The 20,229-nt window shown below is 49.0% G+C and carries 18 protein-coding genes; 8 read left to right on the forward strand and 10 right to left on the reverse strand.

Going from position 1 to position 20,229, the window contains the following annotated elements; genetic code table 11:
• The first annotated feature begins 119 nt into the window (after positions 1–119).
• Positions 120–917 carry an ADP-ribosylglycohydrolase family protein gene (locus RDP42_RS09265; protein ID WP_308763448.1) on the forward strand — a complete coding sequence of 266 codons (798 nt, stop codon included), beginning with the start codon at positions 120–122 and terminating at the stop codon, positions 915–917.
• On the opposite strand, the gene RDP42_RS09270 is transcribed toward RDP42_RS09265, so the two are convergent.
• The 3 genes from RDP42_RS09270 to RDP42_RS09280 all read right to left on the reverse strand — a co-directional run bounded on the left by RDP42_RS09270 (position 896) and on the right by RDP42_RS09280 (position 4,589).
• Positions 896–2,170: a hypothetical protein gene (locus tag RDP42_RS09270; protein WP_308763449.1), complete on the reverse strand. Its 1,275-nt coding sequence runs from the start codon at positions 2,168–2,170 to the stop codon at positions 896–898. The two genes, RDP42_RS09265 and RDP42_RS09270, sit on opposite strands and share 22 nt — an antisense overlap.
• Positions 2,171–2,768: 598 nt before the next feature.
• Positions 2,769–3,347, reverse strand: a complete 579-nt coding sequence (locus RDP42_RS09275; protein WP_308763450.1) for a hypothetical protein — start codon at positions 3,345–3,347, stop codon at positions 2,769–2,771.
• A gap of 24 nt (positions 3,348–3,371) precedes the next feature.
• Positions 3,372–4,589, reverse strand: a complete 1,218-nt coding sequence (locus tag RDP42_RS09280) for an OFA family MFS transporter (RefSeq protein WP_308763451.1) — start codon at positions 4,587–4,589, stop codon at positions 3,372–3,374.
• Between the two features lie 977 nt (positions 4,590–5,566).
• Here RDP42_RS09280 and RDP42_RS12515 point away from each other — a divergent pair.
• The 3 genes from RDP42_RS12515 to RDP42_RS09290 all read left to right on the forward strand — a co-directional run bounded on the left by RDP42_RS12515 (position 5,567) and on the right by RDP42_RS09290 (position 8,133).
• Positions 5,567–5,845 carry an RloB family protein gene (locus tag RDP42_RS12515; RefSeq protein ID WP_374046970.1) on the forward strand — a complete coding sequence of 93 codons (279 nt, stop codon included), beginning with the start codon at positions 5,567–5,569 and terminating at the stop codon, positions 5,843–5,845.
• 211 nt (positions 5,846–6,056) lie between these two features.
• Positions 6,057–6,617 carry a hypothetical protein gene (locus RDP42_RS09285; protein WP_308763452.1) on the forward strand — a complete coding sequence of 187 codons (561 nt, stop codon included), beginning with the start codon at positions 6,057–6,059 and terminating at the stop codon, positions 6,615–6,617.
• A complete protein-coding gene (locus tag RDP42_RS09290; protein ID WP_308763453.1) occupies positions 6,592–8,133 on the forward strand; it encodes a hypothetical protein in 1,542 nt (513 codons plus the stop codon). Before RDP42_RS09285 ends, RDP42_RS09290 begins: the two co-directional genes overlap by 26 nt.
• Before the next feature lie 244 nt (positions 8,134–8,377).
• Here RDP42_RS09290 and ppdK read toward each other — a convergent pair whose 3' ends face one another.
• The gene (gene ppdK, locus RDP42_RS09295; RefSeq protein ID WP_308763454.1) at positions 8,378–11,104 is read right to left on the reverse strand and encodes a pyruvate, phosphate dikinase; all 2,727 of its coding nucleotides are present in this window, start codon (positions 11,102–11,104) and stop codon (positions 8,378–8,380) included.
• 232 nt (positions 11,105–11,336) lie between these two features.
• Here ppdK and rlmD point away from each other — a divergent pair, with 232 nt between their 5' ends.
• The 4 genes from rlmD (at position 11,337) to RDP42_RS09315 (ending at position 15,058) form a co-directional block, all read left to right on the forward strand.
• Positions 11,337–12,755: a 23S rRNA (uracil(1939)-C(5))-methyltransferase RlmD gene (rlmD, locus tag RDP42_RS09300; RefSeq protein WP_308763455.1), complete on the forward strand. Its 1,419-nt coding sequence runs from the start codon at positions 11,337–11,339 to the stop codon at positions 12,753–12,755.
• 66 nt (positions 12,756–12,821) lie between these two features.
• Positions 12,822–13,727 (forward strand): RluA family pseudouridine synthase, encoded by a 906-nt coding sequence (locus RDP42_RS09305; protein WP_308763456.1) that lies wholly within the window; start codon positions 12,822–12,824, stop codon positions 13,725–13,727.
• 10 nt (positions 13,728–13,737) lie between these two features.
• Positions 13,738–14,361, forward strand: a complete 624-nt coding sequence (locus RDP42_RS09310) for an HAD family phosphatase (RefSeq protein WP_308763457.1) — start codon at positions 13,738–13,740, stop codon at positions 14,359–14,361.
• A 271-nt stretch (positions 14,362–14,632) separates the two neighbouring features.
• Complete coding sequence (locus RDP42_RS09315) at positions 14,633–15,058, forward strand: hypothetical protein (protein WP_308763458.1); 426 nt, start codon at positions 14,633–14,635, stop codon at positions 15,056–15,058.
• A gap of 206 nt (positions 15,059–15,264) precedes the next feature.
• Here RDP42_RS09315 and RDP42_RS09320 read toward each other — a convergent pair whose 3' ends face one another.
• The 6 genes from RDP42_RS09320 to atpB form a co-directional block, all read right to left on the reverse strand.
• Entirely contained in the window at positions 15,265–16,152 is an 888-nt protein-coding gene (locus RDP42_RS09320) for a F0F1 ATP synthase subunit gamma (RefSeq protein ID WP_308763459.1), read from the reverse strand.
• 5 nt (positions 16,153–16,157) lie between these two features.
• A complete protein-coding gene (atpA, locus tag RDP42_RS09325) occupies positions 16,158–17,747 on the reverse strand; it encodes a F0F1 ATP synthase subunit alpha (protein ID WP_072542421.1) in 1,590 nt (529 codons plus the stop codon).
• Between the two features lie 95 nt (positions 17,748–17,842).
• On the reverse strand, positions 17,843–18,397 hold the full coding sequence (locus tag RDP42_RS09330) for a F0F1 ATP synthase subunit delta (protein WP_308763460.1): 555 nt from the start codon (positions 18,395–18,397) through the stop codon (positions 17,843–17,845).
• Between the two features lie 7 nt (positions 18,398–18,404).
• Positions 18,405–18,908, reverse strand: a complete 504-nt coding sequence (gene atpF / locus RDP42_RS09335; RefSeq protein WP_204476270.1) for a F0F1 ATP synthase subunit B — start codon at positions 18,906–18,908, stop codon at positions 18,405–18,407.
• An 18-nt stretch (positions 18,909–18,926) separates the two neighbouring features.
• Complete coding sequence (atpE, locus tag RDP42_RS09340) at positions 18,927–19,181, reverse strand: ATP synthase F0 subunit C (RefSeq protein WP_022053168.1); 255 nt, start codon at positions 19,179–19,181, stop codon at positions 18,927–18,929.
• A 45-nt stretch (positions 19,182–19,226) separates the two neighbouring features.
• The gene (gene atpB, locus RDP42_RS09345; protein WP_308763463.1) at positions 19,227–20,222 is read right to left on the reverse strand and encodes a F0F1 ATP synthase subunit A; all 996 of its coding nucleotides are present in this window, start codon (positions 20,220–20,222) and stop codon (positions 19,227–19,229) included.
• Between the last annotated feature and the right edge of the window lie 7 nt (positions 20,223–20,229).

Here is a 20,229-nt window from a genome sequence, read left to right on the forward strand (position 1 = left end):
TTGTTAATAAATCAAAGTCATCAGGTGTTTTTTTGTCGACTTTTGTCAATTCATCTTAAAAATCTCTTTAGCCAATCATTTTTGTACTATTTTTACATCTATTCACCAAAGAAACGACTATGATTGGAAGCATTCTCGGAGACATCGTAGGCAGCGTCTACGAGTTCCATAACATCAAGACCAAACAATTCCCCCTCCTCACCCCGCAAAAGGGATATACCGACGACAGTATCCTGACTCTCGCCACGGCCGACTGGCTGCTGCACGGCGGAGATTGTGCAACGTATTATTTCCGTTACGCCACCCGCTACCCGTGTCCGTTGGGTGGTTTCGGCGGACGTTTCCGCGAATGGTTCCGACAGGGACAGCAGACGGGAAAGCTCGTTCCCTACGGCAGCTGCGGCAACGGCTCGGCCATGCGCGTGGGGCCCGTGGGATGGGCATTCCGCACCGAAGAAGAGACCCTGGAAGCGGCCCGTCTCTCCGCTGCCTGCACGCACAACCATCCCGAAGGCATCAAGGGAGCGCAGGCCACGGCCCTCTGCATCTTCCTGGCTCGGAACGGAAAGAGTAAGGAAGACATAAAAAATACCGTCGAAGCAAAATTCGGCTACAACCTGAATTTCACTTGCGACGGTATCCGTGATTCGTACGGGTGGGACGCTACCTGTCAGGGTACCGTACCCCAGGCCATCCGTGCTTTTCTGGACGGAACGGATTTTGAAGACTGCCTCCGCAACGCCGTCTCACTGGGCGGCGACAGCGACACGCTGGCCTGTATCACGGGTAGCATCGCTGAAGCGTTCTACGGCATTCCCCCTGCCCTGCACGCCCAGACGATGCGTTATTTACCGCTACATTTCCAGCAACTTGTCACGGAGTTTGAAGCGCTACATCACTCTACGCCCGCATTGTGAATCACGCCCCATGCATCGTTCAAGGTGACAATCAACTCGTCCGACTTTGACAAATCGATGGGCGCATCCTTGTCTTCCTCACCCGGTTCTGCTTCTAAGGTCTGGAGATTTTTCCCTTCCGTATTATCTGTAAACAGCTTCTTACCGATGGAGTAGAAATTGTTGCGGCGGATGTCATACTGATATTTGTTACCTTCGCTCGGAGCATTTTCGATGGTCACATTCAGTGCCTTCAGTTCCTTATCATCCGCTCCCAGAATGTGAATGCTCAAGGTCTGGCTGGCTTCGTGTGACTCATAAGGCAAGACAAAACGTCCGCCAAACAGCGAATTGTCCACACACTTCAGCGATGCATTCTCTGGCATATCATCTGCCAGCTGGTATTTCTTGCCATCCTCTCCATTCGCATTGAAGGTATAGGTCTGCCCTACCTTCGCATCAGCGTAGTTAGTGGCCGTCTTCATGGTAAACGTCAACAGGTCAGTTGTTTTCAAATTATCACTATCCCACTTACCATTCAAATCAACTGTCGAAGGGAAAGTAAAACCGCTGGCTTCACGGTTAGCTCTCACCACCACTTTTTCTACCTTCTCGTTGTTGACGTAGGCAGGCACATTCTTGAAGTAAGCCAGCATACCGGCCACCTGACGCTCCATCGTCACCTTAGGCTGTGTGGTAAACTTGCCATCTTCCGTGGCAGATACCTTCACCGAACCGGCAAACAGTTCTTCTACCTCGAAACCGGTCAGCTTAGTAACGGTCGTATAAGTACCTGTGCTCTCCGACAAAGTAGAGGCATACGGATCAGACTCCCCGTTATAGGCATACGAGATAATCGTGTACTCCCCTTTTGTCAGACCTGACAGCTTGATTTTCTTGAGGCCGTTTTCCCGACTTGTATCCCCTGTACTTTCTGTGGATATCGTATTCTCCCAAGTCGTTCCATTTTCAGCCGTAGGGTCATTCTCACTCACGACCGTACCATCCACATGGGTCACGGTGACATTCTTATCCTCAACACCGTCTTTCAAGATGACCAGCTTGTAATGGTCCACATTGTTGGCGGTAGCCGAACTTCCCACCGGACGTGCCGCACGCGAATTGGCATTTGTCAGACTAATTTCAATAATCGCTTCTCCTGGAGATAATGTGTCATCTCCGCCTTGCGCAGTTGTGGAAATTTCTTCGTTACTACACCCTGCCCATGCCAACATCAGCGCAAAAGCAGACATTTTGAATACATTTTTCTTCATAAGTTAAATTTAAAAATTAAAATCAAACACTCTCGTCTATAGAAACTCATTTTCCCTACAGGTTGTTCACGGGTTTCTCACTATCAATTTTCCGGTGGAAAGTAGCTTTTCCTGATTTCCCAGACAGGACTGTATATCTTAAACCACTGATAACAAACGAAATAATTTTTCCTTACCACAGATTACAAATTCGTACCCATTTGCTCGGTTATCCATCGTTTTTTCTTTACATACGCCTGTAATTTCACATTCATTAAGATATAAAAGACGTATATTCGGGCCAATCTTATTTATTTCTGCACAAATTTACAAGCCTTTTATCCCCTTCCTCCACCAAGGAAAGTTCCACCCAATGGCCGCCTGCGGACACCTTTTTTCGACCTTACCCATAATTTGAAAAAACGTAAATTTTTCCACAGAAATTAAGGAAACACCTGCCTTCAGGAACGCAAGTACGTTTTTCTGAAACGCAAGTGCATTTACACAAAAACGCCCTTACGTTTTATCCAAAACACAAGTGCGTTTGAATGAAAACGTAAGGGCGTTTCTTTATGGATATAAAGTCTGCTGACTACCAGCTATTTACCAAGCCGGATTCTCAACACGGGATACCTCCCGGGAAGTGGCTGAACTGTACTTTCTGGAACTTGTAGCCCAGGCGTTTCAGTTCGATGGCTGCCCCCGTGCGGAACATCACCCGGCAGGCACGGGCAAACACGTGAAAGGCCCGCGGGCTCTGCGGCTCAATCTGCTCGTGACGGATGGCATCCACCGCATACTCCGCACACCGGCGAATGATATTCTCCAGACGAGCGGCTTCCACCCCGTCGAGCGGCAAGCCCAGCAGGTCGTGCACGATCTGCTCGTCCATGTCGTCAAAGCCATGCGACCCGTAGTACGACTTGTACGTGGCCTTCATGCAAGCCTCCCAGTCCTCGTCCCACTGGCAGGCCACACCCAGTCCCAGGTAAGCCGCCCAAGCCACCGACACCGTAGGATAGTCGCGAATCTGCTCCACGGCATCAGCCATATATTCCGGTGCCAGGTCGTGCCAGCGCTTGTCCAGGTCTTCGGTGGACAGGAGCGTACCGTCGAGCACCCCATCGGTTGTACACAAGTGCAGCACGTTCTGCTGCAGTCTCTCTTCAAAATGCTTCAAATATTCTGTATCAATCATGTTTTTCTGAATTAATTCCTCTTTTCAGATACCTTTATTGTATTTTTTTAATCTCAATAAACTAACGCCACCCAGCATGGCAAAGAAATACAATACACAAAGATAAGTACATACTTCCTCAATACTGTAATGTAATCTATAGATAAGAATCTGAGTAATCAAGAATGAGGCTACTGAAGCCCATGCCCATGCAGATAAAGCAAAACCATGGATGGTAGAAATCTGTTTCATACCAAAATAATCAGTCAATAAGGTGGGAAGAGTAGAAAATCCGCCCCCATATCCCATATTGATGATAAACAACAGCAACAATACAGATAATACACTCAGTCCTGAAATCATCGCCACATTCACAGTCACTACGATGCTGCTGAAAAAGATGATACAATAGATCCAGACTTTAGGACGCAAATAATCCGACAACGTAGCATAACCAAATCGACCCAATGTATTGAAGAAAGCGGTCAATGAAGCAATCAAACCAATGTATGCGGAACTGATGCCCACCCCCTGTATAATGTTCTTCTCAAAGGAAATCAATACCAATCCACAAGTGATATTAATGAAAAACATGAACCATATGGTAATGTAACGGGAATCAAGGATTATACCCTTTATCTTCGATACGGACAAAGATATATCTTCTTTCTTCTCCACCCAACCGGAAGGTTTCTTTATCAGATAAGAAGCGGTAATCATACATAACGTACTGATCAAAGCCATCACCAATAGAGTAACGACCACCCCATAATGCTTCGTACAAGATTCTATAAGCGGAGAAAACATCACCTTCGACAAGCCAAATCCACTGATGGCAATCCCTGTAGCCAAGCCCTTATACTTGCTGAACCATATCATCAATGTCTTTACAGGGGATATATATCCTATTCCCAAACCAATACCCATGATCACACCATAGGAAATGTAGATCAGGTAGGGAATCTTGTTATATACGGCAAATGCGGACAATAACAATCCTGATACAAAACAAATCGTAGAACAATAAGTAGCTAACTTTACATTACTCTCTACAAACTTCCCACCAAAGGCCGCACTCATCCCCAGAAAGAATATAGCCAACATGAAGCATATTTCAATTGAAGATACGTCCACTCCCATATAGGAAGCAATGTCACCCTTAAACAATGACCAACAATATACACTACCGATACAACAATGTATCAATAAGGCAGGCAATGCGCCATTCACCCATCTGTTCTCTTTTAAACCCTTAAGTTGCATTTTTATTCTTATATATTCAGTAAACCTCCAATTTTAGGACAACCCCTTTTGGACGGGCGCCAGCAGACACCCGTCTCAAAAAGGGTCTGCAAAATTAACGATTATTATGTACATATTGTCATGGGAAAAAGATTTTTCGTGATCGGTTCTTCCCTTTTTTCATTCTCTGAGGGGGCTACAGAAGTAATTTCTGAATGGAACTCTGCCTGTTTACAGGTTTCTATAAAGGTTTTATAAATGGCTGAACTATGTTGTAAAGTCACTACAATATTGACTTTATCTATGAAAAAAATAGAATCATTCTAAACCTACACAAATACACTGATTAACAATTATTTGAAAACGAACTTCTTCAAGCTGGGAAATCACCCGACACCTGACTGATTTGTATTTTCCTGAAATTGCAACCCAAGCGTTTCAGCTCAATAGCTGTCCCAATGCGGAATATTGCGCCCCGTAATACAACTTGTATGTGGCCTTCATGCAGACCTCCAATCCCTTGTCCCAGTGGTAGGGCACACCCAGTCATAAGTAAACCATCAAGGCCACCGACACCGTAGGATAGTCGCAAATCTGTTCTACGGCATCGACCATGTATTCTGGTGCCAGGTCGTGCTAGTGCATGTCCATGAGCTATTCTGTGGACAAAAGCGTGCTGTCGATTACCCAATAGGTTGTACACAAGTGCAGCACGTTCTGCTGCAATCTCTCTTCAAAATGCTTCAAATATTCCGTATCAATCATGATTTTCTGAATTTTCCGCCAAAAACAAGTGTTATGCGACACATATTACACCTTGCGAATGGGATTTTTGCAGATTATTTCCCCAGTAACTACATCGTAGAAAGGTTTATCGCACCAACTAAATCATTCTAAGAAGAATGAACTCATTCTGTAATTATTAGCGATTAAAGCTTGGATTTATAGAAGATAACTCTTATTTTTACATAAACCTTACGAAAAGAAGAATTAAATTTATGATATTCGAATTTTGTGTCAGTAATAACCTACGTATAGAAAAAAAGAGAAAGCATAAGTCTGACCAATGTTGGGTAGGTCTCGACAAAGATGACTTTCCGGCAAAGGACTTCAACCAAGCAATCACATTAGCTCAAAAGAATATTTTTCGGGTAGCCTACAGTAACCAAGCATTTGAGTATTGGTTACTGCTGCATTTCAATCTCTATCGGGATTTCCTCCATCGCCATAGTTATGTGGATATGCTGTCAAAACTGATAAAGGTTCCCTACTCCTAAAGGATTCGGTGCAGTCATGTATAACAGGCTCTATCATTTGCAATCCCAGTCTATAAAGAATGCAACTCTTGTATTGAATGAAATTTCAAATGGGAATCCTGCCATGGAAAAATCCTCAACTACCGTGCATCTATTCGTAAAAGAACTGAATAAATTTATTTAATCAGAATATAAAAATTATGTAGGACAATTTTAAATTAAATGTATCAATATGTTTGACTTTGATAATTCTACTAAAACAAAACGTGATGATAGTATTGAGTTTAAATTTATCATCATTTATGACAAGTTTACTAAACCTATGGCAGTTTCGCTAAGGAATACCATAGGGAAAGAATCTTCTTGTGCAATTTGGAACAAAAAAGTATATGAACAGAATGAGCCTAAAATATCCAATAAGAATAATCTTATTATTTTAAATGAAGATTTAATTGAAAGCAATTTAGCTAATCCTAATCTGAAACCAATTCATTTTTCTGAAGGCGTACTTATCAAGCATGAAAATAATACTATAGGTATCTATATTGATCCAAATACTAACCTAGGCAGCTTTAAAGAGAAATTCAAAATATCTTGGAAAAAGTATCTTATCGGTATTCTTACTCCGATATTAGTGGTAGGAGGCATTCCTGTAGCTATTATAACAACAGTTATGATGTTTTATAACGATAGGAAAAAGGTGAAATTCAAATTACTATTTGATGCTGTGAATAAATTTAAAGTGAAAACTCTGGAGGATTTTTTGAATGGCAAAAATGTGGGACAAAGATAAGCAAGAAGAGGCCTGTTTGAAAGAAGGTTATGCCTTCGCCATTAAAAATCAAGCGGCGGCTTACGGTGCAGAGATTGGGGGCGAATATGTGCATCGCATCCATGAGACCATAAATATATTGACGGAAGATATGAATAGTTTTCAAGGCTTCCAGACAAACTCTAACATATTGCAAGGGGATCTTGCAGAATTCTGGCATGCAGATACATTTAATATCAATGCCGCAATTAACGAATCTTCTTATAAGGCTTATGTGAATCGTAGTCATGGTTTGGCTTCACCTGATGTGACCTTGAATGACGGTACTCAAATAGGCTTGAAATATTATAAAACGGCGATGGCATCGGCCAATGCCCAAGCAAAAAGTTATTTCCAGCGTTTCTGTGATTATAAGACTTCATCGGGTCGAACAGGACTGACTATGGAGCAATATCTGGCCGAAAATGGTATCAAAGAGGAAATGATTCGAACGGATCCAATTTATTCCGGACAAATCAGAGTCATTCCTTCAGACCAGTATGAAGCTGCCGTGGACTACCTGAAGTGGAAAATTCAGAAAGAGTTGATGACACGTCCAGAAGAAGCAAAACGCTATCAGGAAACATTGGATCTACTTACTTCAAGTGTCAAAGCTTCCGATGGAACCAAGTCTGTGGAATTATCTCGTGAAACCTCGCAGAAGATGGCCAACTTGGCGAAAGAAGGAAAATTTGACCCCGCTGAATTCGGTATAACCACTGAAGAACTGATGACACTTAGTCATGCACTTAAAGAAGGTGTTAAATCAGGGACCTCAGCAGCTGTCATTACGATGGTTCTTAAAATGGCTCCACATTTATATCAATGCTTAGAAAAACTGATACGTGATGGCCGGTTGGATGAAGAGAAAATCTATAATTTAGGATTTGCTACCCTGACAGGGGCAGGACAAGGATTCATCAGGGGATTTGTGGCAGGAACAATTGTTACAGCTTGCAAAACAGGTATCTGGGGAACAGCTCTTAAAAGCGTAAATCCTAATATTGTGGGGGCACTAACAGCTCTTTTCATGCAATCCATGGAGGATTCCTTCCAAGTGATAAAAGGCGACATGACCCAGCATGAATTCGTAGCCAATTTATCAAAAAATATTTTTGTGGTTTCGTGTGGTATCGGACTTGGGTGTGCATTAAGCATGATGACAATCTGTCCGTTTGCTTATCTATTGGGTAATTTTGTTGGATCATTCGTTGGGTCATTCGCTTACATTGCAGTAGACAAAGCTATTATGTCTTTTGCAATTTATTCTGGATGGACCATCTTTGGGGTAGTAAAACAAGATTATGTTTTGCCAAACAATGTACTTAAAGAATTGGGGGTCGATTTTTTTGATTATGAAAAAGAATATTTCGATGAATATCAGTTTGATGAATTCAAATTCGATGAATTCGATTTCGATGAATATACTCCTAATTTTATATCTATCATTAGACGCGGTGTAATAGGCATTCATCAAGTTGGATATATTGAAGATTGATAAACTAATACGATATTAATTGAGATAAGAAACTAAGCCTACCTCATGGTATAGATCAAGATATTATATTTTCCAACAAATATCATATAGAAAATGTAAACTAATCTATACCAATAAAAAGTCACTACAAACTATTCCGAACATAAATAAAGAATACTCTTCTCCCCAACAACAATTCAGGCCACCTCCTCCCTTACCCAGGGAAGTGGTGGCCTGAACCTTTATGATTCATTTTTAAAACAGCTTACTTCATCTCTTCAATCGCAGCCTGCGCCGCAGCCAGTCTGGCAATCGGCACGCGGAACGGTGAGCAGCTCACGTAATCCAAACCTACCTTGTGGCAGAACTTCACAGAAGTCGGTTCACCGCCATGCTCGCCACAGATACCGCATTTCAGGTCGGGACGTACCGAACGGCCTTTGGCCACAGCCATCTCGATGAGCTGTCCCACTCCATTCTGATCGAGCACCTGGAACGGGTCTACCTTCAGAATCTTCTTCTCCAGGTACACCGGCAAGAAGGAAGCGATGTCGTCGCGTGAATAACCGAAGGTCATCTGCGTCAGGTCGTTCGTACCGAAAGAGAAATATTCGGCGTGTGAGGCGATGCGGTCGGCAGTCAGGGCGGCACGCGGCACCTCGATCATGGTACCCACCTTGAACGGGATTTCCACGCCTTCTTCCTTGAACAGCTGGGCAGCCGTAGCACGAATCACTTTTTCCTGTGCCTCAAACTCATACAAGATACCGATGAGCGGCACCATGATTTCCGGATGCGGGTCGTAGCCTTCCTTCTTCAGCTCGCACGCGGCACCTAAGATGGCGCGGGTCTGCATTTCGGTGATTTCCGGATAGGTATTTCCCAAACGGCAACCGCGGTGACCCAGCATCGGGTTGTGCTCGCAGAGGTTGTCTACACGCTGGCGAATGTATTCCACGGTCACGCCCATGGCCTGTGCCATCTCTTCCTGACCCTTCAGGTCGTGCGGCACGAACTCATGCAACGGCGGGTCGAGCAGACGCACGTTGACCGGCAGTCCGTCCATGGTCTTGAAGATTTCCTTGAAGTCGGCTTTCTGATACGGCAACAGCTTGTCGAGGGCTTTCTTGCGGCCTTCCACATCCTCGGCCAGAATCATTTCGCGCATGGCGATAATCTTTTCGTCGTCGAAGAACATGTGTTCCGTACGGCAGAGTCCGATACCTACGGCACCGAAACCGCGGGCATCCTGTGCGTTGCGCGGCGTGTCGGCATTGGTACGCACTTTCAGGCGAGCGTACTTGTCGCAGAGTTCCATCAGTTCGGCAAAGTTACCCGACAGCTTGGCCGGCTGGGTCGGGATTTCTCCGGCATACACATAACCGTTGGTTCCGTTGATGGAGATGTAGTCGCCTTCCTTCAGCACTACCCCGTCGATTTCTACCGTGCGGGTCTTGTAGTTCACGTTGATGGCTCCGGCACCGGATACGCAGCACTTACCCATACCGCGGGCTACAACGGCTGCATGCGAGGTCATACCTCCGCGAGCGGTCAGGATACCTTCTGCAGCCTGCATACCGGCCAAATCTTCCGGTGAGGTCTCGATACGTACCAGCACCACGCGATGGCCGCCGTCATGCCATTCAGCCGCATCTTCGGCGAAGAAGACGATACGTCCGCAAGCAGCTCCCGGAGAGGCCGGCAGACCGCGGGTCAGGACGCGGGCACGTCCCAGCGCTTCCTTGTCGAACACCGGATGCAGCAGTTCGTCGAGCTTGTTCGGCTCGCAACGCATCAGGGCCGTCTTTTCGTCAATCATGCCCTGGTGCAGCATTTCCATGGCGATGCGTACCATGGCGGCACCGGTACGCTTTCCGTTACGGGTCTGGAGGAACCAGAGCTTGCCTTCCTGTACGGTGAACTCCATGTCCTGCATGTCGTGGTAATGGTTTTCCAGCTTGGTCTGGAGCTCGTCGAGTTCCTTATAAATAGCGGGCATGGCTTCTTCCATGGAAGGATACTTGGCCACACGTTCTTCTTCCGAGATACCCTGCAGTTCGGCCCAGCGTTGAGAGCCGATTTTCGTAATCTGCTGCGGTGTGCGGATACCGGCCACCACGTCTTCCCCTTGTGCGTTGATCAGGTATTCCCCGTTGAACAGGTCTTCTCCGGTAGCGGCGTCGCGTGAGAAGCAGACACCCGTAGCCGAAGTTTCGCCCATGTTACCGAAGACCATGGCCTGCACGTTCACGGCTGTTCCCCACTCTGCCGGAATACCCTCCATCTTGCGGTAGAGGATGGCGCGCTCGTTCATCCACGAATCGAATACGGCACAGATGGCGCCCCACAGCTGTTCGTAGGCGCATGACGGGAATTCCTGTCCGGTCTGTTTCTTCACAGCCTCCTTGAAGCGGACCACCAGTGTCTTCAGGTCGTCCACGTCGAGCTCGTTGTCCAGACGCACACCCTTGGCCTTCTTCACCTCCTCGATGATGGCCTCAAACGGGTCGATGTCTTCCTTGTTCACAGGTTTCATGCCCAGCACCACGTCGCCGTACATCTGTACGAAGCGGCGGTAAGAATCCCAGGCAAAGCGCGGGTTACCGGTCTTGCGGGCCAGTCCCTCCACTACCTCGTCGTTCAGTCCTAAGTTCAGGATGGTGTCCATCATTCCCGGCATGGATGCTCTGGCACCCGAACGTACGGAAACGAGCAGCGGGTTTTCCACATCTCCGAACTTCGACTTCATCAGGCTCTCCACGCCCTTGATGGATTTCTCCACATCATCTTTCAGCAAGGCAACCACATCGTCTTTTCCTTTCTCAAAATATTCGTTGCAGACCTCCGTGGTGATGGTAAAGCCCGGAGGTACGGGTACTCCAATCAGATTCATTTCGGCCAGGTTTGCCCCCTTTCCACCCAGCAAGTTTCTCATGTCAGCTTTTCCTTCGGCATGTCCGTTCCCGAAGGTGTAGACTCTTTTCTTTTCCATGTTTTCTTATTGATAAGGTTATTTTAATGTTTTTCGTCGGTTAACTCAACGTGTTTTTCATCGGTCAACGGACGCAAATCTATACATATTTTATTAGATTCCAAATTTTAGAAAGATATTCTTCGACATATTTTGCCACATAGACTTTGCAAAATCAACTTCTTTCCAAAACATAGCAGAATGTCAGGAAAAATGTCTAAATTTGCTCCCAAATTGGTTTTATTAAAAAAACGTGGCAAGAAAGAAGAAAGAACTCCCTTTACTGGAGAAAGTAACGATAACAGATGTAGCCGCAGAAGGCAAGGCCGTGGCTAAAGTGAATGAACTGGTAGTGTTTGTCCCGTATGTAGTGCCGGGCGATGTAGTCGATTTACAGGTGAAGCACAAGAAGAACCATTACGCCGAAGCGGTGGCCGTAAAGTTCTACGAAAAGTCTCCCCTGCGCGTGGAGCCGTTTTGCAGTCACTTCGGTGTGTGCGGAGGATGCAAATGGCAGTGTCTCTCCTACGAGGAACAACTCAAGTACAAACAGAAACAGGTGTTCGACAACCTCACCCGCATCGGGAAGGTGGAACTGCCGGAATTCCGTCCCATCTTAGGCTCGGAAAAGACGCGCTTCTACCGCAACAAGCTGGAGTTTACGTTCTCCAACAAGCGCTGGCTCACCGAAGAGGAGGTGAAACAGGACGTGAAGTACGACCAGATGAACGCGGTGGGATTCCACATCCCGGGAGCGTTCGACAAGGTGCTGGCCATCGACAAGTGCTGGTTGCAGGACGACATCTCCAACCAGATTCGCAACGCCGTACGCGACTATGCCTACGCCCACAATTTCCCGTTCTTCGACCTGCGCTCGCAGGAAGGCTTGCTGCGTAACATCATGATTCGTACCTCGTCTACGGGTGAACTGATGGTGGTGTTGCAGTGCAAGGTGACGAACGACGACGACCGCCGCAAGATGGAGGAAATCCTCCAGTTCATGGCCGACCAGTTCCCGCAGATTACTTCGCTGATGTACGTCATCAACAACAAGTGCAACGATACCATCGGCGACCTCGACGTGGAGGTGTTCAAGGGCAACGATCACATCTTCGAGGAGATGGAGGGACTGCGCTTCAAGGTGGGACCGAAATCGTTCTACCAGACCAATTCCGAACAGGCATATAATTTATATAAGGTAGCGCGCGAGTTTGCCGGACTCACGGGCAACGAGCTGGTGTACGACCTCTACACGGGTACGGGTACCATCGCCAACTTCGTGGCACGGCAGGCACGCAAGGTGGTGGGCATTGAGTATGTGCCCGAGGCCATCGAAGATGCCAAGGTGAACTCGGCCCTGAACGGCATCGACAACACGCTGTTCTATGCGGGCGACATGAAGGATATCCTCACCAACGACTTCATCGCGGAACACGGACGTCCGGATGTCATCATCACCGACCCTCCCCGCGCAGGCATGCACAACGACGTGATCGACGTGATTCTGGCGGCCGAACCAAAACGCATCGTCTACGTGAGCTGCAACCCGGCCACACAGGCACGTGACCTCCAGCTGCTCGACGGCAAGTACAAGGTGACCGCCGTACAGCCGGTCGATATGTTCCCTCACACGCACCACGTGGAGAATGTGGTACGCCTGGACCGCCGTTAAACACACCACATTTACCCAACTGATAACTAACCCAAGATTACGATACACAAAGTGGCAAGAAAAAATATGAACGGCCGGCGTCCCCTTCCGCGGGCTGCCGCCAAATATACGGTCTATCCGGTCACCGAACCGGCAGAACTGATGGAGTTCCTCATGAAGAAGATGGCGGGCATTAGCCGCACACGCGTGAAGGCTCTCCTGTCCAACCGCGTGGTCATGGTGGACAACAACATCCAGACACAGTACAACTATCCCCTCAAGCCGGGCATGAAGGTGCAGGTGAGCCGGGAAAAGCACAACCACGAGTTCCGTCACCCGATGCTGAAAATCCTGTACGAGGATGCGTACCTCATCGTGGTGGAGAAGAAAGAGGGACTGCTCTCTGTGGCTACCGACCACCAGAAGGAACGTACCGCACAGCACATCCTCAATGAGTACGTGAAGCGGGAACACCGCAACAACCGCATCTTCGTGGTGCACCGCCTCGACCGCGAGACGTCGGGCATCATGATGTATGCCAAGGACGAAAAGACGCAGCACACGCTCCGCGACAACTGGCACGACATCGTGTACGACCGCCGTTACGTGGCCATCGTCATGGGCGACATGGAGAAAGACCAGGGCATGGTACGCTCCTGGCTCACCGACCGCAAGCTGTATGTCAGCTCCTCGCCGGTGGACGACGGAGGCAAGCTCTCCATCACGCACTACCGCACTATCAAGCGGGCCAACGGTTACTCGCTCGTAGAGTTGCAGTTGGAAACGGGACGCAAGAACCAGATTCGCGTGCACATGCAGACCCTCGGACATCCCATCGTGGGCGACGCACGCTACGGCTGTGAGACCGATCCCCTCGGACGGTTGGCGCTTCATGCCTTCAAGCTTTGCTTCTACCATCCGCTCACGGGCGAACGCATGGAATTTGAAACGCCCTACCCCGGCTCATTCAAGAACCTGATGCTGAGAAAATAAAAACGACACAATGATACAAAACCTGATTTTCGATTTCGGAGGCGTCATTGCCCCGATCAGCCGCGAGAAAGCGGTCGAAGCTTTCAAGCAATTAGGACTGGCCGATGCCGACCAGCGTCTGGACAAATACCACCAGACGGGTATCTTCCAGGAACTGGAGGAAGGCAAGATTACGGCAGACGAATTTCAAACGAAACTGGGCGAACTCTGCGGACGCACACTCACTTGGGAAGAAACACGCCAGGCATGGATGGGCTTCTTTACGGGAGTAGACGGACGCCTGCTCGACTGCCTCAAGGAACTGCGCAAGCGTTACAAGCTGTTCGTACTGAGCAACACCAACCCTTACGTGATGGACTGGGCTTGCAGTCCGGAATTCTCGCCCAAGGGTAAACCGCTGAACGAGTACTTCGACAAGCTGTATCTCTCCTATCAGATTGGGGTGACCAAGCCCGACCGGCGGATTTTCGACTTCCTGATAGCCGATGCCGGCATCGACCCGGCAGAATCGCTCTTCGTGGACGACGGCCCCGGCAACGTACAGGCGGCACATGCTTTGGATTTCCAAACTTACTGCCCGCGCAACGGCGAGGACTGGCGAGATGCCCTGGCTGCCCTGCTGCAGAAGTCTTGAATACACTCCTGACTCAGACCAACCGAGTTTTTCGGAGGCTGTTTCAGAAATAGAATAAGTGAAGTGAACATCCCCGATAGGCTCCACTTCCACATAGAATCTCCTGTTTTTACCCGTCCGGAAGACAAACCACGGTGAAAGCAGGAGATTTTTTTGCGCCAATCCCTACCCTCCGTAGGGAAATTCCCCTCCACGAATAGGAAAAATCATTCGTTTGTATGCTTTTTTCCAAATACCTTTGTCACAGAAGGAAACCCAAACACCCAAAGTTATGAAAACAAAGGCAAAAAAATTCATGTATATAGCGATGCTGCTCACACTGACGCTCGCCTTCCCGTCTTGTAACGTGGAAATGGATTTAGGAAACGGCTCATTGGAATACCGCGAACGCACGGGCTACCTCTGCAGCTCCGACTGGCAGGACGACTGGTACGATGACTATGGCTACCACCGCTTCCAGGTGCTGCGCTTCTATCCCGACGGCACGGGCGAAGACTACATCCGCGTGCAGGATGCCTACGGACGATGGGATGAATACCGCTACGATTTCGTGTGGGACTGGTTCGACGCGTTCTACACCAGCATCCGGCTCAACTACGGCGGCGGTGATTTCTCCTACATGGACAATATCCGCCTCGGCAATGGGCGACTGGAATGCCAGCTCGACGGTACCTGGGTGAGCTTCTATAATTATTAAAAAAGGAAGGAAAAGAAAGAAGTAAAAAAAACACGACGAAGAATGAACAAAGTGACAACCAGGTTGTTATATAGATAAATCACCAAGCGAATTTCATGTTTTCTTTTTAAGATAATTAATTTTTTAGTTTATTCGTTCAAAAAAAAACGTATCCTGCCGAAAGGCAGCGATACGTTTTTTTATGCAGTGCAAAAAGCCGCACCGGGTCAGGCCATTGTCCCGCCCACGATGTCCAGCAGCTCATTCGTGATGGCCTGCTGACGGCTCTTGTTGTAAATCAAGGTCAGTTCCTGTATCAAGTCATTTGCATTATCCGTGGCAATCTGCATGGCCATCGTACGGGCCGCATGTTCCGAAGCCGTAGAGTCAAGCAGCACGGTGTACAGCTTCAGGCGGAGCACCTTCGGCAGGAGTTCCTGCATCACCTGTTCCGGCGACGGTTCGATGATGTAGTCTGCCTGCATTTCGTCGGCAGCTTCCTCCTTGTCGTCTGCCTTCGCCGCATTCAGTTCCAGCGGGAGATACGTCTCGCGGGTCAGGATCTGCGAAGAAGTCGACTTGAAGTGGTTGTACAACAGTTCTACCTTCTGGATTTCACCGGCAGCAAACTGCTCCATCAGGTTGGCAGCCAGGTCAGCCGCCTCCTTGTAGTTCGGTCTTCCGCTCATGTGCTGGAAGTCGCCGGCCGAAACCACGCCTTTCATCTTCTTCACCGCGTCGGCCACCTTACGGCCTACCGGGTAAATCACGATGTTCTCGCGGCCCACCTTTCCGGCATACTCCTCCACCACCTCGTTCAGGTGACGGATGACGTTCACGTTGAACCCACCGCACAAGCTGCTGTTGGATGCAAATACGACAACGGCCACTTTCTTCACCTCACGCTTCACTGCAAAAGGCGACTCCACGGTCAGCCCCGCGCCCAGGAAATGGTCGAGCATGCGGTGCAGCCGGCGCTCATAAGGAAGCATGTTTTCAATGGCCTCCTGCGCCTTGTGCAGTTTCGACGAGGCCACCATCTTCATCGCCGAAGTGATTTTCAGCGTGCCGTTGATCGAGTTGATTCTTCCTTTAACTTCTTTCAGTGATGCCATGAGGATTATGCTTTAAATTGTCTGGCAGTTTCTGCCGCTACTTTTTCGATAATGGCTGTGACGTCGTCGTTGATCTTTCCGGCTGCCAGCACGTCGAGCACGTCGGCCTGGTGGTTCGCACGCAGGGTTGTGAGGAAGGCATCCTGGAACGCACGTACCTTGGCGATAGGAATATCACGCATCAGACTGTGCGTACCACAGTACAGGATAGCCACCTGCTCGCCCACCGGCATCGGTGAGTACTGCGGCTGAATCAGCAGCTGGTTGTTCTTACGTCCGCGGTCGATGGCCATGGCCGTTACAGGGTCCATGTCGCTGCTGAACTTGGAGAAGGCTTCCAGTTCACGATACTGTGCCTGGTCGATTTTCAGCGTACCGGCTACTTTCTTCATACTCTTGATCTGGGCGCTACCACCTACACGGGATACGGAGATACCTACGTTGATGGCCGGGCGGAAACCTTGGTTGAACAAGTCAGTTTCCAAGAAAATCTGACCATCGGTAATAGAAATCACGTTGGTCGGGATGTAGGCAGAAACGTCGCCGGCCTGCGTCTCGATAATCGGGAGGGCAGTCAGTGAACCGCCGGCCTTTACCTTGCCTTTCAGGCTGGCAGGCAGGTCGTTCATCTGTTCGGCTACTTCCTGCTGGCTGATGATCTTCGCTGCACGTTCCAACAGACGAGAGTGCAGGTAGAAGATATCACCCGGATAAGCCTCACGTCCTGACGGACGACGCAGAATCAAAGATACCTCACGGTAAGCCACGGCCTGTTTTGACAAGTCATCGTATACCACGAGGGCATGACGGCCGGTATCACGGAAGTATTCACCGATGGCGGCACCCGCAAACGGAGCGAAATACTGCATGGCAGCAGGGTCGGAAGCCGTAGCGGCTACCACGATGGTATAGTCCATGGCACCCTTTTCACGCAGCGCGTTCACGATGCTGGCTACGGTAGAACCTTTCTGACCGATGGCCACATAGATACAGTACACCGGATTTCCGGCTTCAAAGTTCGCACGTTGGTTGATGATGGTATCGATGGCGATGGCGGTTTTACCTGTCTGACGGTCGCCGATGATCAACTCACGCTGTCCGCGGCCGATAGGAATCATCGCGTCGATGGCCTTCAGACCCGTCTGCAACGGTTCGGTTACCGGCTGACGGAAGATAACACCCGGCGCCTTGCGCTCCAGCGGCATTTCGCAGAGCTCGCCGCCAATCTCACCGCGTCCGTCCAAAGGCACGCCCAGAGGGTCGATCACACGTCCTAACATCGATTCGCCCACGTTGATGGAAGCGATATGCTTGGTACGCTTTACAATCATCCCCTCCTTGATCTGGTCGGTCGGACCTAAGAGCACGGCTCCCACGTTGTCCTCCTCCAGATTCATCACCGTTCCCATGATACCGTTTTCAAACTGCAGCAACTCGTTGGCTTCCGCATTACGCAGACCGTAAATACGTGCCACGCCATCGCTCACCTGAAGTACGGTACCTACTTCGTCGAATTTCAGCGAGTTGTCAATCCCCTTCAACTGTTGGAGCAACACCTCTGAAACTTCGCTGGGTTTTATTGTATTTTCTGGCATAGTTCTTTTAAATTAATAATTAATAATGAACAATTAAAAATGAATAGCGAACCCTTAAAACCGTTTTCCCTTATTCATTTTTCATTCTTCATTGTTTACACTATTCTTCTGTTTTTCGCGATAAACTGCTGTTTTACGCGCTTCAGCTGGTTGGCCACACTGGCATCCAGGCGGTAGCCCGCCAGTTCGATGATGTACCCTCCGATCAGGCTCTTGTCCACCTTTTCTTCGAGCACCACCTTGCCGTGCGTACGTTCCGCAGCCAGTTTCTGCAAGTGTTCCACCAGTCTGGGCGAGCTTGCAGCGGTCGTCAGCTTACCGATGAGAATGTTTTTGTCCTCCTGATAAAGGTCGATGTACGACCACGTCATGAACTGCAAGAACTTTTCCCGTCTCTCCTCCAGCACCAGATTGAAGAAGCGCGTGAGCACCTTGCTCACCGTCTTTCCTCCCGACGCCTCGCAAAGCAGTTCCACCTTTTTCTTTTTATCCAGTACAGGATTCTCAATGGCGTGGCGCAGGTCGGGCACTTCCACAAAGTGTGCGGCCAGTGTTCTCACCTCCTCATACACCTTGTCTTCCTGTCCCTCTTCCTTCGCGTACGCCAGCAGCGCCTTCGCGAAACGCCTCGAAACGACTCCTGTATTCATAACTCATTTATTTTTTAGAAGATTCAATCATTTCATCCAGCATACGGTCAATCAGCGCGGCCTGTTCCTTTTCGTCAGCCAGTTTGCTGCGCATGATTTTTTCCGCAATGCCCACCGACAGCACAGCTACCTGACGGCGGATGTCACGGATGGCACTTTCCTTTTCCGTTTCAATCTGCTTCTTCATCTCCTCCATCAGGCGGTTGCCTTCAGTGAAGGCTTTTTCCTGAGCGTCCTTGATGATACGGTCGCGTGTAGCCGCTGCCTCACTCAATATACGGCTCTGCTCTTCGTGAGCCTGTGTCAGGATTTTCTCTCCTTCCACCTTCACGTTGGCCAGCTGTTCGTTGGCCTCACGGGCAGCCTTGAGCGAGTTGTCAATGTATGCTTTCCGGTCCTCCACCGTCTTGATGATTACCGGGAAGCCGTATTTTGCCAGGAGGAAGAATACGACTCCGAAGGTGATAATCATCCAGAACAGTAGCCCCGGGTCCGGAGTTAATAATCCCATAATTTACTGTTTTATGTATTACAAGAACAATGTCAACAAACAAACTACGATGGCAATCAGAGCCACACCTTCAACCAAGGCAGCAGCGATAATCATGTTCATACGCAAGTCGCCTGAAGCTTCCGGCTGGCGGGCCATAGCTTCCATTGCTGAGCCACCAATCTTACCGATACCGATACCGGCACCCAAAACTGCAATACCTGCACCGACAGCGGCGCCCAATTTACTAATACCAACACCTGCAGCTACCTGCAATAAAACTGACAATAACATAATTTTCTTGTTTTAAAAGGTTATACTTTAATTTTCTTTAGTCTATTATTTTTTGGCATGCTCCTTCACCTGCGACAAGCCGATAAACACGGCCGACAGCATCGTGAACACGTATGCCTGAATGAATGCCACCAGAAGTTCCAGCGCATCCATGAAAATGCCGAATGCCACAGCTACCACTGTCATCGAACCGTTGATCACCGGTCCCGATTTCACTGTGATGAAGATAATGGCAATCAGGCTCAGCACTGCCGCATGTCCTGCCATGATGTTGGCAAACAAACGGATCATCAGTGCGAACGGCTTCGTAAAGATACCGAAGAATTCAATCAACGGCATCATAGGTACCGGCGCCTTCAGCCAGGTAGGCACATCGGGCCAGAAGATTTCCTTCCAGTAAGCCTTCGTACCGTACACGTTGGTCAGCACGAACGTACACAGGGCCAGCACCATGGTAATGGCGATGTTACCCGTCACGTTGGCACCACCGGGGAAAATCGGAATCAGCCCCATCAGGTTGTTGGCCAGCACAAAGAAGAAAGCGGTGAGCAGATAAGGCGCGTAGCGGCGGTAGTTCTCGCCCACACAGCCCTTGATCACGTCGTTGTAAATCGACATCACCGTAGCCTCTATCATGCCGACGCCCCCTTTCGGAGCCCCGTCTTCCAGCGGATGTTTCTTGTACCAGCGGGCGCAGCTCAGCATAATCACCAGCAGCACCGCACTGTTGATAAACAAGCCCAGCACATTCTTCGTAATGGAGATGTCCAGCGGACGGACCTCCTCGCCGGCTGCGTTCCGTTCCACGATTTTGCCGTCGTAGCTTCCGCCCTTGGCCACGTAGAGACCCTCGTAAGGACCTTCCTCCAGCCGGGCAGACGAGAACACGTGCCAGCCTGTACTGCTTTTCACGATTACGGGCAGCGGGATGCGCACCTCCGTGTTGCCGAAGGTCGCGATGTGCCACTCATAGGCATCGCCGATGTGTCCGAACACCAGTTCGTTCACGTCTACGTCGCCCTCAGCGGCCTGTGCCTGCATCGTGGCG

Origin of the sequence: uncultured Bacteroides sp., assembly GCF_902472605.1 — a bacterium.
Classification (GTDB): domain Bacteria; phylum Bacteroidota; class Bacteroidia; order Bacteroidales; family Bacteroidaceae; genus Phocaeicola.